A 14,874-nucleotide genomic window follows, 5' to 3' on the forward strand; every position below is an offset into this window, starting at 1 on the left:
GACAGTAACGAGATGATTAAACTGAATAAAAAGCTGGAGTCCCATTCAGTTGAAACCGATCTGACGCTTGAGTTGACCATTGATCAGCGCATACGCAGCCGTCTGAGAGTAACGCTCTCTAATGGTACAGAGGCCGGTTTGGATCTACCACGCGGGGAGATACTTCGTGGGGGCGAACAGTTAACGAATGATGACGGGGTGGTTGTGACAGTGCAGGCCGCGGCTGAACCTCTGTCAGTGGTTAGAACCAGTGACCCACTTCTAAAATCACGTATCTGTTATCACCTAGGTAACCGACACGTGCCGCTTGAGATCAATGATGAGTATGTTAGCTACCAACATGACCATGTGTTGGACGACATGGTGGTTGGATTGGGTGGTGCAGTGACCTGTGAGTCAATGCCGTTTGAACCTGAGGCTGGCGCTTATGGTGGTTCTAGTCATGGACACTCGCACAGCCATTCACACAGCCATTCAGATGATCATCAACATTCACATTAACTCTTTATAGATTAAGTATTTAACAGGAACCTAATACAATGAACATTAAATTATCGTCGCTTCTTATGATCGCCCCAACTGCGGCCTTTGCTCATACGGGTGATCACTCTAATTTGGCTTCAGCTTTGGGGCATGCCTTCTCCTCAGTTGAGCATGCAGCACTCTCTGTGGCGGTTGTTGGCTCCATCGCAGCAACACTGGCCCTAGCGACCCGTATTAAAACCAAAGCACTGGCGCAACGTGCTAAGTGATCTTCGTCTTTTTCAGCTGATCAGTCCGTCACTGCCGGTCGGTGCATTCACCTACTCGCAAGGGTTGGAGTTGGCGGTTGAAGCGGGCTGGGTAGACTCTCAAGAGCGATTTGAAGCCTGGTTAACAGGACAGTTAAATCACTCCCTAACGACACTTGAGCTACCGGTGCTGGATCGTATGCTAAACGCATTAGATGAAGCCGATGCACAGGCATTTAACCAACTGACAAAAGAGTTGATCGCTTGGCGCGAAACCAAAGAGCTTCGTCTTGAAGAGAAGCAGCGTGGAGCCGCGTTAGCGCGCCTGCTTCCTCAGTTGGATGTAAACCTAGAAGGTCTCTTGTTGGAGGCCTGTCAGCGAACGCAGTTAGCAGGTATCGCAATTGCCGCGCATCAATGGCAAATCCCTCGGGATAAACTGTTTGCCGGTTATCTGTGGAGCTGGCTAGAGAATGCCGTTATGGCTGGAGTTAAGCTGATTCCACTCGGTCAGACACAAGGTCAGCAGACGCTGCAACGAATGGCCTCTTCAATAGAGCAGTCAGTTGAACATTCCAAGCGGGTATTAAACCCCAGTAGCGTGACGCCAGCTTTAGCGATAGCGAGCAGTCGACACGAAACTCAATACACACGATTATTTAGATCTTAGGAGCAGTCATGAGTGACTATAAATCCCCACTTCGAATTGGCGTAGGTGGTCCAGTAGGTTCCGGTAAAACAGCACTTCTCGAGGCGTTGTGTAAAGCGATGCGAGATCACTACAACCTTGCCGTTGTGACCAACGATATCTACACCCAAGAGGATGCAAAGATTTTGACTCGCGCTGAAGCGCTAGAGCCTGATCGCATCATTGGTGTGGAAACGGGTGGTTGCCCGCATACCGCTATTCGTGAAGATGCCTCAATGAATCTAGCGGCAGTTGAAGAGCTGGCTAAACGACATAAAACGCTGGATCTTGTCTTTGTTGAGTCTGGTGGTGATAACCTCAGTGCAACCTTCAGTCCAGAGTTGGCGGATCTTACGATCTACGTCATCGATGTGGCAGAGGGCGAAAAGATTCCTCGTAAAGGTGGACCGGGAATCACTAAATCGGATCTGTTGGTGATCAACAAAATCGATTTGGCACCTTACGTCGGTGCAGATCTATCGGTAATGGAGTCGGATACCAATCGAATGCGCCCCGAGAAACCTTGGGTCTTTACCAATCTAAAAGAGGGTAAAGGGCTGCAAGATATCATCGACTTCATCGTGCATCAGGGGATGTTGGATAGTTAATTGAAGCAGCGGATGACAGGCTGAAGGCCAGTCACCCTAACCAGTGCATCGCGGCCTTTATAAGACCGCTCCAACGGTTCGCGCGCCGAGTTGGTGTTGGAGCCTTATCAAAGATGAGGCGATTTCTATCAGTAAACATCGCGGCCTTTATAAGACCGCTCCAACGGTTCGCGCGCCGAGTTGGTGTTGGAGCCTTATCAAAGATGAGGCGATTTCTATCAGTAAACATCGCGGCCTTTATAAGACCGCTCCAACGGTTCGTTCGCCGAGTTGGTGTTGGCGCCTTATCGAAGATGAGGCGATGGCCACCAGCTCGGTAGCATTGCCTGTATCTCAGGCGATGCAAATCGAGGGTCAATCAGCGTCAGCGTTCCTCGATCCTCAGCCGTGCGTATTAAACGCCCACAAGCTTGAATTACCTTTTGCAAACCTGGATAGAGGTAGGTGTACTCATACCCCTTTCCGAATCGTTCATCAAAACTGTTTCGCATCAGATCATGAAACTCATCAAAGGGTGGTAGGCCCAAGGTGGCAACCGTTACGCCAATCAGTCGATCTCCTGGAAGATCGACCCCTTCCGAAAAAAGACCACCCAGTACTGCTAAACCCAGTTTTCGACTCGTTGGTGAAAAAGCATCTAAAAAGTCCTGTCGCTCGGCATTGGACATGGCCTGCCTTTGCGGATGCAGATCAATCTCTGGATCCATCTCAGCAATAGCCTTTTCAATCTCGTTTAGATAGCTAAAGCTGGAGGCAAAGAAGAGGTGGTTGCCAGGATTTTGGTGATACAGCTCCACCAGTAACTCTGCGATAGGTTGTATCGAACGCTCTCTGAATTGATAACGAGTATCGATATCTCTGCGAAGGGTTAATCGGATCTGGTCAGGTTCAAAGGGAGAGGGCAGTGACCCTGATACGGGTTCATTTAGGCCAAGCAGTTGTTGGTAGTAGCCAAACGGCTTTAGCGTGGCAGAGAAGAGCGTCAAGCTGTGAAGAGATTGCCAGCGCTCAACAAGGAATAGCGATGGATCCATATTGAGTATGGCTAACTCGCCTCTGCCTCTAAGGCGTTTCTCTACTCGGGCAATGGAGTGCTCGCCAAACTGTTCAGCCAACTTTAAATAGGCCGAAGAGGCAAAGAGTAGATTTTGCAGCTCCATGCTTGATGGGTCCATGGCCAGCTCTTCACCGATGACTGAGCAGAGTTTCTGCAGTGCATTCTCTAGTTTGTCTGGTAGGTAGTTAATAAACTCTTGTTCACCTGTTCGATCACTAAATAGCTGTTGCCAGGCACGTTGCACAGAATCCAAGGCGCGTTGTAAATCCTGATTGTTAGTATCAAAACGATAATCACTCTGGTGAAGATCAAGCGAGTAGAGGTCGCGACAGCGGCTGATCAAATTGTGAGACTCATCCACCAGTGCTGAGACCTTTCGTTCATCTTGAACAAGGTAGCCATACAAAATAGCACTAGATGCCAGAAATTGATTGATATCAGCCACCACAATATCCGCCCAGCGCGCCAGTTCTTGCCCTAAAAAGTAGGGGCAGAGAGAGTGCTGCTTGGCGAGCCTTTGCAGAGCGGTCTGATCAAAGGTCTGTAGTTGTTTTGTAAACGCTTCATCACGAGCAGCCGGTAGGCGATCAAAAAAGCCTTTTGCCAGTGGGCAGCTATCGCCCTGGCAGAGTTTGTCAGGTTCGATGCAGCCCGCCTCTTTTGAGGTCATCTCAATGAGCGTGAGTGGAATGGGTGAGTCGCTTTGAATTAACTCAAAGGCATCCAGTGCCACTCTACGGGCTGTATTTCGGGTTGTCAGATAGTAGAGGCTGTCCAACGACTCGGTCTGAAGCGCCTTAATCGCTGGAAACAGGGTGCCCAAGGTTTTTCCTGAGCCAGTGGGTGCCTCTATAAGTAGTTGTTTAGCTCTGTTGTTCGCTTTGTAGACGGCTTCAGCCAGCTCCCGTTGCCCTTTTCTGAAATGGGGAAAAGGGAAAACGAGCGACGCAATATGGCTTTGCCGAGCCGCTCGGTGTTGATCGAGAGTGCTCTGCCAGGTTTGATAGTGAGTCACTCGTTGTTTGAGCTCTTCGATCAGCTCTGCAGCATTCACAGTAAAGTCGAAGTGTGTAACTTCGTCGGAAGCGATCTCCAAGTAGCTCAATCTTAGATGGATCTCATGCAGTGATTCACTCATGCATAGCATGGCACCATAGCTACGAAGTTGTGCCAGATGAAGCTGTCGCTGTCCCGTTGACTGGCGTTCAAGATCCCCTCGGTGTGTCTTTATCTCTTCAACACGATTCTGGTTAGGGTCCCAACCATCGGCTCTGCCTTTTAGCTGGAAATCTTCGATATCCACTGCCAGGGGGAACTCTGGGATATAGCTCTTGGGACGACGCATTTGCAGTCGTTTATGCCCCTGTATTCCCTCCAGCGCTGTAGGGGCCGGCGTATATCTTAGATCGATATCACCAGATCGATCACAAAACTCACATAAAGTGCGAACGGAGAGGGCTCTCATTCGGGGTGGCTCCACTCGATCCAGTAGACGGAGCAGGGGATGTCATGACGAACAAAAAAATCGAGCCAGAGTTTTTGGTTGTCTTGAATGCGATCGCCTGGCCCCTTCACTTCGATCAGTTCATAACTCTCGTCGTCACTGTTAAATCGAATCAGATCAGGAAGACCGCTACGATGCGTTCTAATATCCATCAAAAGTCGTTCAAAAATCCTTTTTAAATGATCTGCAGGGATAAAATTTAATGCCCGCTCAACAAGTTCCTCTGTCAGTACAGACCAATGGATGAAGCTGTTTGTTATACCCTGTTTCTCTCTAAATCGTTGCCGAATGGTTTCACGATACTGGCCCGTTTCTATTTGAGTCATCGCCTCAGTGATGAGAGGGTAGCGTCTCTCTTTGAAGTGACTTCGGTAGAGGTCGGCTGGGCGGGATTGGAAGGGGTTAAAAAAAGCGCCAGGAACCGGGGCATAGATCACATCCCAGAAGAGCAAGCCAAAGAGTCCATTGATTAAGTGGTTTTCGACGTAATGGCTGTGCGAGTTTTCGCTCGTTAAGTGCTCTGCAACCTGTCGTTCAACGGATACCCCCTCTATTTGATCCAGGGTTAATCTCTGTTGAGGCGGGGCTAGGAGTGTAGACGCACTGTATTCAACGCCCAGTTTTTTACTGCTACGTTTTAACAGACGCTGGTAGGCAAGTTGAGTTAGCGGGGTAGGATTGTCCTGTTGAAATAGCCGTGTCCGCTCATGACACTCTTCCAGTTTCCCTAAGCGCTCTAACAGGCGGAGTTCGCGTATGTGAGCATCTTGAATACTCAGTTGCTGATAGACCCTTAGCGCCTCTGTTTGATCCTCGCGCTCCAACTCTCTCGCCAATAGATAGAGGACGCGATCTTTGCGACCTGCCAGCCAACTGCTTATCGGTTCGATTCTTTGGGTGGCTAGGACTCTCTCTTCAATCGATAAGAGACTATCGCCGGTCAACAGATGCTCTAATTCGATGTATTGATCAAGGTCCTCTCTGCGATGAAACGCTCGACTCTCTAGGCTAAGTTCAACGGGCTCATATTTGAAGTAACCTAGCTCCGTAACGACAAATTCACTCCAGCTTTGATGCAGGTTGCCAAAAAACATCAACTTGAGACGCTCAAACAGCGGATCACACAAAAGATGGAGAGTATCACCAAGCACAGGTAGATGCTGGTGAAGGGGAAGGGGGGCAGTGCTACTCCTTTGCAGTGAGTCATACAGGGTCTGTTTTGAACTGCTTTTACTCAATGGCTTTGAGCTCAGTTGGTTGTGAAGCATCAACAACTCTTGCCGATTAAGCAGTTTGAAACACTCTTGAACGGATAGCGGTTGGTTGAGTGCTATCAGTTTGGCACTTACTAATGAATCAATTAGCGCTTCAGTTGGCTCTATGATCTCTTGGTAGTGATCGATGTGGCGCATCAAAAATTGAGATTGGCTGCGCATCACCATTCTTATTAACAGTGCCTTCGCTGGCTCGCTCAATGACTGAAATTGAGACAGTCTATCTAACTCTTCTTCTGTAAGAAGATCCTGATAAACCTTAACGACCCAGCCGATCAGTGTCTGTGCATTTTGCAGGTAATAGAGAGGGTTGGTTAACTCGGCTGTAGTGATTGAATGGGTCATCTTAATGAACTTATCTCTAAACCGAAAAGGCTACAAAGTAGAAAGAAAAAAACCAAAACATTGGTTTCATTATGCCAGAAATGGACTACTCTTAAATGAGGATAAATCCCTTTTCTATCGGAAGTTATAAATGCAGTTCTCTCTTGGTAGCAATTTATTCATCAATGCCTTTTTACGATTATTAATCGTGCTGTTAGTCCCAATAGGGCTATACAGTTACACGATTATTGAGACCGAGACAGCGCGTTATGACAGTGAGCGTCAAGTCACTGATGACCTGCTTGAATCCGTTGGGGTCGTCCTTCAAGAGGATCTTGATTTTCTATCACAAGATTTAGAGACCTTGATCAACTCCGAAGAGATCATAGAGTACACCAATAACCCCAGCGAAGAGGCTAGACAAGGTGTTGAAAACTACTTCGCGCTTCTTTCAACGGTCAGTCGACGTTACGATCAGGTTCGAATCCTCTCAAATCTTGGGTATGAAACCGTTCGAGTGAACTACTCTTCAGGCGAGGCTGTCATCACTCCCACTGAACTTCTGCAAGACAAATCCAACCGTTACTATTTTTTCGAAGCGTTAAACCTAGGTCCGAATGAGAGTTATGCATCACAGCTTGACTTGAATGTTGAGAATGGTCAGATAGAACAGCCCCATAAACCGATGATTCGTTTAAGTCACAAACTGATAAACGATGCCGGCGATCTGGTGGGTGTATTAATACTGAACTATCTAGCTGAGAACATTCTGCATGAGATGGATGTGGCAGCAACGCTCCCAGGGAATATTGAGTTGGTTGATGATGAGGGCTACTGGATCTTTGATGAGACAGGTCAATTTAATTGGAGTCGCCAACTCGGGGGGCAAAGCAGTTTTGCCGATACTCACCAGGCGATCTGGTACTCACTCAAAGCCACTAACGATAACCAGGTCAATAAAATAGAGGAAGCCTCGGTGTTAAGGCTTCAATACCCACGTTCTATCGGAAGTCTGGTCGTTGAATCACCCCGATCACTTTATCTTATCTCCGAGTTTGAGCCCCTCAACCTTCCGAAGCTGGTACTAAAGGAGTTGCTTCAACCCATTCCCATTGGCGTTGGACTAACCCTGGCGTTATTGAGCCTGTTATGGAGCCGCGCGGCCGTTAACGAGTTGATTGCAGAAAATACTTTAAAAAAAGAGTCTGCGATACGTGAAAAAATCATCAGTAATTCACTGATTCCGACCATTTTGATCACCGATAAAGGACTGATTGTTGAGTTTAACCAGGCGGCCGAGAAGCTCTTTGGATATACACACTCAGAGGTGCTCAATCAAAACGTCAAAATGCTGATGCCGGATCCTATGAGGTCACATCACGATGGCTATTTAGACAGCTATAAAAGAACCGGCGTTAAACATGTAGTCGAAAGCTCGCGAAAAAGTTTTGCACTGACGAAAGAGGGGCAAACCTTCCCAGTCGAAATTGCCGTGACTCAGATCTGGATTGGTGAGAAACCCTATTTTGTCGGTAACCTGCGTGATTTGACGGCTGAGTATAAACTGGAAAGCCAAGCTCAAGCCTATCGAGAAGAGCTAGAGCAAGCAGTAGAACAGCGCACAATGGAATTGGCTGCAACGAACGAAGAGCTGATCAGTCGTTCGCAAGAGGCGGAAAGGCTCGCCGCGGTTAAGAGTGAATTTTTAACCAATATGAGTCATGAGATTCGCACACCTCTGAACTCAATCATTGCCATGTCACAGATGTTACAGCGCAAAGGCAGTGAGTTAGATGCTGAACACATTGGTGCTCGATTAATGGCCGCAGGACAATCCCTACTTGCGGTGATTAATGACATTTTGGACTACTCAAAACTGGGTGTTCATAAACTGGATTTATCGCCCAGTACTTTTGATTTAGAAAAATTGGTTAACAACCTATCGGCGATTATGCACAGCGCTGCACTGAATAAACCGCAGGTTGAGTTGGTGATTAACAATGCCACCCATCTGGAAAATCAGGTAGTGGGTGATGAAGTTCGCATTCAACAGGTCTTAGTGAATCTTATCGGCAATGCGATTAAGTTTACTGAGTCGGGCTACGTCAAATTAGAGATCATTACGCTCAGTAAAACGACCGATTCTGTTGAGCTGCTTTTCTCGGTCAAAGACAGTGGTATTGGCATCGCCGAAGAGAATTTGAATCTGATATTCGAAGCCTTCGAACAGGGCGAGGCAAGCACCCATTCAAAATTTGGGGGAAGTGGTTTAGGACTTTCAATCAGTCAATCACTCCTCAACTTGATGGGATCTACACTGAAAGTTGAGAGTCAGCAGGGTAGGGGCAGTACTTTCTCATTTGTTCTAACCATGCCTTTGGGTGATGCGTCCGTTAGACACCAGAGCCGCTCATTGGATGTATTAATTGCAGACGATCATGAGGTGGCGCGTGAAGCGATTCGATCCATTGTCGACTCGATTGGTTGGCGCTCTGAAGTGGTCAATGGTGGCGCTATGGTCATTGATAAAGTGATCAAGGGATCAGAAATTAAAGATATCATCCTGTTAGATTGGGATATGCCTGATGTGGATGGATTAACGGTTGCAAAGCAGTTGAAAACTCATTTGCCTAGCGATAAAACGCCGATCATCGTCATGGTGACCGCTTACGGAATGGATCAAGTTAAAAGTTCATCTGACAGTCAATACGTAGATCTAATACTCGAAAAACCGATCACAGCATCAGATCTGTACGATGCCTATCAAAAAACAATTCAACCGAACGCGATTCAATATAAAGATCATGCAGCCCACTCATTGCAGGACATACGACTGTTGGTGGTAGATGATAATGAGTTTAACCGCGAGGTGGCGGTTCTCTCGTTTGAATCAGAAGGGGCGAGTGTTATTACCCTAAATGATGGGCAAGAGGCAGTAAATTGGCTGAAGAGTCATGCGACTGAGGTCGATCTTATCTTAATGGATGTGCAGATGCCCATCATGGATGGTTATCAGGCAACAGAGACGATACGCAAAGAGTTGAAACTGGATATTCCAATTGTGGCTTTGACTGCGGGCGCTTTTGAACAGCATAAGCAGGCAGCTCTGAAGTCCGGAATGAACGACTTTATCGCCAAACCTTTTGATATCGATAGGTCGATCGAAGTCATTAACAAATGGGTGTCAACTGCAACCAAGGTCGATGAGCTTTCAATAGAAGCTGCAAACATCTCTACAGAACAATCAAAGGATGCTGAAGAGTTTGATTCCGAATTTTTCAATCGAGAGCAGGCACTCTCATATTGGAAAACAGAGGCCAAACTCAAGAGCTATTTGGTTAGGTTTAAATCGGAATATCAATCGGTTGATGAACAGCTAAAAACACTGGACCCTGTTGCAGCTGAACAGTTAGCACACAAGTTAAAAGGGGCGTCAGCGGTGTTGGGTTTACCAGCAATCACTCATAAGGCTAAAGCGTTGATGGATGTCTACAACTCACCAAGTCTTGGAGATGTTGATCTATTAATCGATGAACTTAAGACGATACTCGATGAAACTTGGCGTTTCATCGATCAGTATACCCAGTAACTCTCAACCCATTCCTAAGGTACAATCGTCGCTACGAATTAAACGAACCGATGGCGATTGTGCCTAAGTTACAGGGATGAAACCTTGGAAAAACTCAAATTAGAACCGACCAAGCACACACTGTTTGAAGATCTGCAAGCCATAGTGACGGGTACCCTTGCGGTTGCAATGGGTGTTCTTTTTCTTAAAGAGGCGGGCTTATTAACAGGGGGAACCACGGGGTTAGCGATCTTAATTCACTACTCAACCGGTTTTAATTTTGGGTTGACCCTGTTTCTAACCAACCTGCCATTTTACCTACTGGCCATCGCTCAGATGGGGTGGTCTTTCACCTTAAAAACCATGCTCTCTGTTGCACTGGTCTCCTTACTGACAGAATTGATTCCAAACTGGTTGGTCATAGAGGGAATCGATCCTCTATTTGCCAGTATCGGTGGCGGCCTCCTAATTGGAATTGGCCTTCTGATTGTCTTCAGACATCAAGCGAGTTTGGGTGGATTGAATGTTCTCGTGCTCTTCATTCAAGAACGCTACGGTATTCGTGCTGGTAAATTACAGATGGTGCTGGATTCACTGATCGTGATTGCTGGATTGTGGTTAGTCACCCCCTGGCTTTTGGCGGTCTCTGTACTCGGCGCCATCGTATTGAATTTCGTCCTGACCACCAATCATAAACCGGGCCGCTATACTGGTTTCTAGGAGTCATAATGAATCGTCGTTGTCCTGTCTGCCAAACGTCCCTTAGAGGACCAGAATACTCACGAAAGCGCCAATCCTACCTAACAGCATTTGACTGTCCATCCTGTGAAACGCCGCTTAAGCTGGCCAATGATGTTTACTTATGGGTGTTGCTAGCCTTTCAAGTTCTGCCAATCTCCATGTTGTCAGAACAACTCACTGAAACTCGCCTAGCAGAGACCTTAATGACCGGCTCAGGTCTATTGACGCTTGTAGGTGTTATTGGAGTCATTGTTCGTTTTCGTTACGTGAAAGCCTAATATCATAGGGTATTGATAGCCGCATCCGCGACTCTTTTTATTTTTATTACGTAATTTATTTAAAATCTTCTTGTTTGATCGATGCTTCCACACTAAAATGTAATTAAATTACATATAAGAACGCCTTTAGGTGCAGAGGAGTGGGAAGTGGTACATCCTAAGTTAGCTGAAGTTACTGAACGTATAGTTGAAAGGAGCCGTGCTTCACGTGCTGACTACGTCGCTCGTATGGAGGCCGCAAAAAGCTCTAAAGTAACTCGCTCTACACTCGCTTGTGGCAACCTTGCTCATGGCTTTGCCGCCTGTGGTGAGCAAGATAAAAACACCCTAAAGATGATGGAGAGTGCCAACGTCGGCATTATCTCTGCCTACAACGACATGGTTTCGGCGCATCAGCCTTTCCAACACTTTCCTGAGCTGATTAAACAAGCGGTCAATGGCATGGGTGGCGTTGCGCAGGTGGCAGGTGCTGTACCTGCAATGTGTGATGGCGTGACTCAGGGTCAAGATGGCATGGAGTTGAGTCTATTCAGTCGCGATACCATCGCCATGGCTACGGCGGTTGGTCTATCACACAACATGTTTGATGCTGCTCTTTGCTTAGGGGTGTGTGACAAGATTGTACCGGGGCTGTTGATTGGTGCGCTTAGCTTTGGCCATCTTCCTGTTATTTTTGTACCGGCAGGCCCAATGCCAAGTGGTTTGCCTAACAAAGAGAAAGCGCGTATTCGTCAGGAGTATGCAGAGGGTAAGGTGGGTCGAGATGCACTATTACAGTGTGAATCAGACTCTTACCACAGTGCAGGCACCTGTACATTCTATGGTACAGCGAACTCAAACCAGCTATTGATGGAGGCGATGGGTCTTCATCTGCCAGGTTCATCATTCATCAACCCTTACACACCGCTCCGTGACGAACTGACGAAAGCAGCAGCGGAGCAGGTCTGTCGTATTACCTCTTTGGGTTCTGATTATCGTCCGCTCTATCAGGTGATTGATGAGAAGGCGATTGTAAACGGTATTGTGGCGTTACTGGCTACCGGTGGATCTACCAACCACACCATGCACATCATTGCGATGGCTCGTGCAGCCGGTGTCATTGTGAACTGGGACGATATGTCTGATCTATCTGATGTAGTGCCTCTATTAACCCGTATCTATCCCAACGGCTCTGCTGATATCAACCACTTCCAAGCGGCCGGTGGCATGTCTCTTCTATTCCGTGAGCTGCTTAGTGCAGGTCTGTTGCACGAGGATGTTCTGACAGTGACGGGTAATGGCCTAAAAGACTACACCCAAGAGCCTTTCCTAGAAGAGGGTAAATTGGTTTGGCGATCAGGCCCTGAAGCCTCTTTGGATGCAGAGGTTATCTCAACTGCAAAAGCGCCGTTCTCCAATAACGGTGGGGTTAAAGTGATGCGCGGTAATCTTGGTCGCTCCGTGATTAAGGTTTCGGCAGTACCGACAGAGAATTACGTCGTGGAAGCGCCTGCTGTGGTGCTTCACGAGCAGGATGATCTTAAAGCCCTCTATGAAGCAGGTGAGCTCAATAAAGATTGTGTAGTGGTTGTTCGCTTCCAGGGGCCTGCGGCTATCGGTATGCCTGAACTGCACAAGCTGACGCCCTTCTTAGGATCTCTGCAAGACAAAGGGTACAAGGTTGCACTGGTGACAGATGGCCGCATGTCGGGTGCATCTGGCAAGATTCCAGCGGCGATTCACCTAACACCAGAAGCTTTGCATGGTGGTGCAATTGCTAAGATCCAAGACGGTGACATGATTCGTCTTGATGCGCATACCGGTGAGCTGACGCTGCTGGTTGATGAGGCTGAATTGGCGGCACGTGAATGCGCGATACAGGATCTATCGGCCCACCAGTTCGGTATGGGACGTGAGATGTTTGCAGGCATGCGTTCTCTAGTATCAGGTGCGGAAGAGGGTGCCTCAATCTTCTTCGGAACTAAACAGTAAAAGGATTTCGAATAATGAGCATTAACGTTGATGCGTTGTTAACTACCTCTCCGGTCATGCCCGTTCTTGTCATTGAGCGCGTGGAAGATGCTGTGCCCTTGGCAGAAGCATTAAAAGCGGGTGGTTTAAAGGTTCTTGAAGTGACTTTGCGCACCGATTCAGCGATTGAAGTGATCAAAGAGATTGCTGACAAAGTCGACGATGTCATTGTCGGTGCGGGCACGGTGACGAAACCGGAAGAGTTTCAACAGGTTCAGGCGGCGGGCGGCATGTTTGCCATTAGCCCTGGTGCAACTGATGCTCTGTTTAAGGCGGGCTTGGAATCTGATATGCCCTACCTACCTGCAATCAGCTCGGTTGCCGAGATGATGCGCGGTATGGAATTTGGTTTTGAGGCGTTCAAGTTCTTCCCAGCGGAAGCTGCGGGCGGACCTAAGATGCTTAAAGCGATTTCAGGTCCATTCCCACAGGTTCGTTTCTGCCCAACGGGTGGCATTAATGAAAACAACTTTACCGATTACTTGAGCCTGCCGAGCGTTAGCGTGGTTGGCGGTTCATGGGTAGTACCAACCGATCTGATCGATGCAAAAGATTGGGAGGGTATTACCAAGCTAGCTTCAGACGCAGTGGCTAAGGCCTCTGCACTGTAGACCTCCTGTTTCCTAAAGGTCGTGGAAACTGAGTGCATCTGCACTCCCTTCGCCGCCCCATCCCGGGCGGCTTTTTTATGTCCAGGACGGACGGTATCCTGCGAGCGCAGGACGCGCAGGAGCAGGGCATGTCCAGGACGGACGGTATCCTGCGGTTCCACGGATGGAAAGGAGTAGGGTATGTCCAGGATGAAAAGCATCGCGGCCTTTGCAAGACCGCTCCAACATTTCGCTTTAAGTTGTTGGAGCCTTATCGTAGATGAGGCGATCTAAGGTGACAGGCCTTCAGCCTGTCATCCGAGGGTCAACTTTATAGTCTATCTGGAAAACGCGGAAAGAGTGGATGTCAGGCTAAAGCCAGACACCAGTACTTTATCGAAGATGAGTCGATTTTTCGAAAAGCATCGCGGCCTTTGCAATACCGCTCCTACGCTGCGTAAATCCCTTGCCTTAGGGTAAAACTTTCACCCGGCTCGATGCGGACCTTATCTTCCATCGCATTGGCCGCTTCAATACACAAGAAGCCACGGTAGTTTTCGGCGCCTATATCCGCCATATTCTTGGCCGTCTCTTTTCCTGGGTTCCAAACCACTGTGGTACCGCTGTTCTGTTTGTAGATTCGCGTTTCTTGGTTCTTGTCATTCAAGATCAGGCAATTTGAATCGTCAAAATAGACTCTATCCGTTGGCTCTTTTAGATCGACTGAATCTCGATCTTCCGTTGCGCGCGCGAAACCTTTTAGCTTATCGGCATAGTCCACACCCTTCAGACCCGCAATACGGGCATTGTCTAGATCAGAGATGGGGAGGTAGGTATGCAGTGCCTGTGTGATCTCTATCGGTTGATTGCCAAGGTTGGTAGTAATCAGTTCAACACTGAGTTTGTCGGTCAGAGTGACCTTTATCGCTAGGCTGCAGTCGTATGGGAATAGGGGATTCGCAACGCTGTTCTCAAGTCCAAGCGTGACAGAGGCAAACTCCTCGTGATCTTGAGCATCAACCAGAGTCCAGATTGACGTGCGCGCAAAGCCGTGGGCTGGTTTACTCTCATCGCTTAGGTGTGCACCAAACCAAGGCCAACAGACTGGGATGCCACCGCGTATCGACTTGCCCGCCTCTAAGTTGGCTTTAGGGCTCATCCAGAGCCGCTCCTCGCCATTGGATTGATAGCTTAGTATGTGCCCTCCTGAAAGGGAGATGATGGCAAGGTCACTCTTGAAAGTCAGTTGAACAGCGTCTAGCTGCTCTTTGAAACGGGTAATATCGATGCTCATATTGGATTACGTATAAAAATTACAAAAAAGTTAACAGTCTGTTAAGTGTATCAGTTTCAAGGAAAATAGTAGGTTTTACTGCTCTAATCACCAAAATGAAAGGGGTATAGTGCATTTAAATATAAAATTAGCTCGTCACTTTTGTAGATCATTTGCTACAACATGTACTAAAATTACATAAATTTTTTACATTTACTCTTTCCACCT

At 47.7% G+C, this 14,874-nt stretch carries 12 protein-coding genes; 9 read left to right on the forward strand and 3 right to left on the reverse strand.

The window, feature by feature from the left end; all coding sequences use genetic code 11:
- Nucleotides 1-12 precede the first annotated feature (12 nt).
- From ureE to ureG, 4 genes are read left to right on the forward strand one after another with little or no spacing between them, the layout of a single operon-like run.
- Nucleotides 13-501 carry an urease accessory protein UreE gene (gene ureE, locus XMA152_RS11245; RefSeq protein ID WP_173483652.1) on the forward strand — a complete coding sequence of 163 codons (489 nt, stop codon included), beginning with the start codon at nt 13-15 and terminating at the stop codon, nt 499-501.
- Nucleotides 502-539: 38 nt separating this feature from the next.
- Entirely contained in the window at nt 540-752 is a 213-nt protein-coding gene (locus tag XMA152_RS11250) for a hypothetical protein (protein WP_173483653.1), read from the forward strand.
- On the forward strand, nt 742-1,401 hold the full coding sequence (locus XMA152_RS11255) for an urease accessory UreF family protein (protein WP_173483654.1): 660 nt from the start codon (nt 742-744) through the stop codon (nt 1,399-1,401). The genes XMA152_RS11250 and XMA152_RS11255 overlap by 11 nt, the downstream gene beginning before the upstream one ends.
- A gap of 8 nt (nt 1,402-1,409) precedes the next feature.
- On the forward strand, nt 1,410-2,027 hold the full coding sequence (gene ureG, locus XMA152_RS11260) for an urease accessory protein UreG (protein WP_173483655.1): 618 nt from the start codon (nt 1,410-1,412) through the stop codon (nt 2,025-2,027).
- A 284-nt stretch (nt 2,028-2,311) separates the two neighbouring features.
- Here ureG and XMA152_RS11265 read toward each other — a convergent pair whose 3' ends face one another.
- Both XMA152_RS11265 and XMA152_RS11270 read right to left on the reverse strand, forming a co-directional pair.
- The gene (locus XMA152_RS11265) at nt 2,312-4,549 is read right to left on the reverse strand and encodes an ATP-dependent DNA helicase (RefSeq protein WP_173483656.1); all 2,238 of its coding nucleotides are present in this window, start codon (nt 4,547-4,549) and stop codon (nt 2,312-2,314) included.
- Nucleotides 4,546-6,207 (reverse strand): VRR-NUC domain-containing protein, encoded by a 1,662-nt coding sequence (locus XMA152_RS11270; protein ID WP_173483657.1) that lies wholly within the window; start codon nt 6,205-6,207, stop codon nt 4,546-4,548. The genes XMA152_RS11265 and XMA152_RS11270 overlap by 4 nt, the downstream gene beginning before the upstream one ends.
- 130 nt (nt 6,208-6,337) lie before the next feature.
- Here XMA152_RS11270 and XMA152_RS11275 point away from each other — a divergent pair, with 130 nt between their 5' ends.
- The 5 genes from XMA152_RS11275 (at nt 6,338) to eda (ending at nt 13,394) form a co-directional block, all read left to right on the forward strand.
- Nucleotides 6,338-9,775, forward strand: a complete 3,438-nt coding sequence (locus XMA152_RS11275) for a response regulator (protein WP_173483658.1) — start codon at nt 6,338-6,340, stop codon at nt 9,773-9,775.
- Nucleotides 9,776-9,859: 84 nt separating this feature from the next.
- Nucleotides 9,860-10,474 (forward strand): YitT family protein, encoded by a 615-nt coding sequence (locus XMA152_RS11280; protein WP_254443946.1) that lies wholly within the window; start codon nt 9,860-9,862, stop codon nt 10,472-10,474.
- Nucleotides 10,475-10,482: 8 nt separating this feature from the next.
- Complete coding sequence (locus XMA152_RS11285; RefSeq protein WP_173483659.1) at nt 10,483-10,773, forward strand: hypothetical protein; 291 nt, start codon at nt 10,483-10,485, stop codon at nt 10,771-10,773.
- A 147-nt stretch (nt 10,774-10,920) separates the two neighbouring features.
- Nucleotides 10,921-12,744 carry a phosphogluconate dehydratase gene (gene edd, locus XMA152_RS11290; protein ID WP_173483660.1) on the forward strand — a complete coding sequence of 608 codons (1,824 nt, stop codon included), beginning with the start codon at nt 10,921-10,923 and terminating at the stop codon, nt 12,742-12,744.
- A gap of 14 nt (nt 12,745-12,758) precedes the next feature.
- Nucleotides 12,759-13,394 (forward strand): bifunctional 4-hydroxy-2-oxoglutarate aldolase/2-dehydro-3-deoxy-phosphogluconate aldolase, encoded by a 636-nt coding sequence (eda, locus tag XMA152_RS11295; protein ID WP_173483661.1) that lies wholly within the window; start codon nt 12,759-12,761, stop codon nt 13,392-13,394.
- Nucleotides 13,395-13,821: 427 nt separating this feature from the next.
- Here the strand turns inward: eda and XMA152_RS11300 are convergent, their stop codons facing one another.
- Nucleotides 13,822-14,667: a D-hexose-6-phosphate mutarotase gene (locus XMA152_RS11300; RefSeq protein ID WP_173483662.1), complete on the reverse strand. Its 846-nt coding sequence runs from the start codon at nt 14,665-14,667 to the stop codon at nt 13,822-13,824.
- Nucleotides 14,668-14,874 lie beyond the last annotated feature (207 nt).

The sequence above is a fragment of the Marinobacterium sp. xm-a-152 genome, from assembly GCF_013282965.1.
Taxonomy (GTDB): Bacteria; Pseudomonadota; Gammaproteobacteria; order Pseudomonadales; family Balneatricaceae; genus Marinobacterium_E.

Excerpts from the sequence above, each read along its gene's own strand:
- eda (WP_173483661.1), top strand. The coding sequence starts at position 12,759 with ATGAGCATTAACGTTGATGCGTTGTTAACTACCTCTCCGGTCATGCCC.
- XMA152_RS11265 (WP_173483656.1), bottom strand. The coding sequence starts at position 4,549 with ATGAGAGCCCTCTCCGTTCGCACTTTATGTGAGTTTTGTGATCGATCT.
- ureG (WP_173483655.1), top strand. The coding sequence starts at position 1,410 with ATGAGTGACTATAAATCCCCACTTCGAATTGGCGTAGGTGGTCCAGTA.
- XMA152_RS11300 (WP_173483662.1), bottom strand. The coding sequence starts at position 14,667 with ATGAGCATCGATATTACCCGTTTCAAAGAGCAGCTAGACGCTGTTCAA.
- ureE (WP_173483652.1), top strand. The coding sequence starts at position 13 with ATGATTAAACTGAATAAAAAGCTGGAGTCCCATTCAGTTGAAACCGAT.
- XMA152_RS11250 (WP_173483653.1), top strand. The coding sequence starts at position 540 with ATGAACATTAAATTATCGTCGCTTCTTATGATCGCCCCAACTGCGGCC.
- XMA152_RS11270 (WP_173483657.1), bottom strand. The coding sequence starts at position 6,207 with ATGACCCATTCAATCACTACAGCCGAGTTAACCAACCCTCTCTATTAC.
- XMA152_RS11285 (WP_173483659.1), top strand. The coding sequence starts at position 10,483 with ATGAATCGTCGTTGTCCTGTCTGCCAAACGTCCCTTAGAGGACCAGAA.
- XMA152_RS11275 (WP_173483658.1), top strand. The coding sequence starts at position 6,338 with ATGCAGTTCTCTCTTGGTAGCAATTTATTCATCAATGCCTTTTTACGA.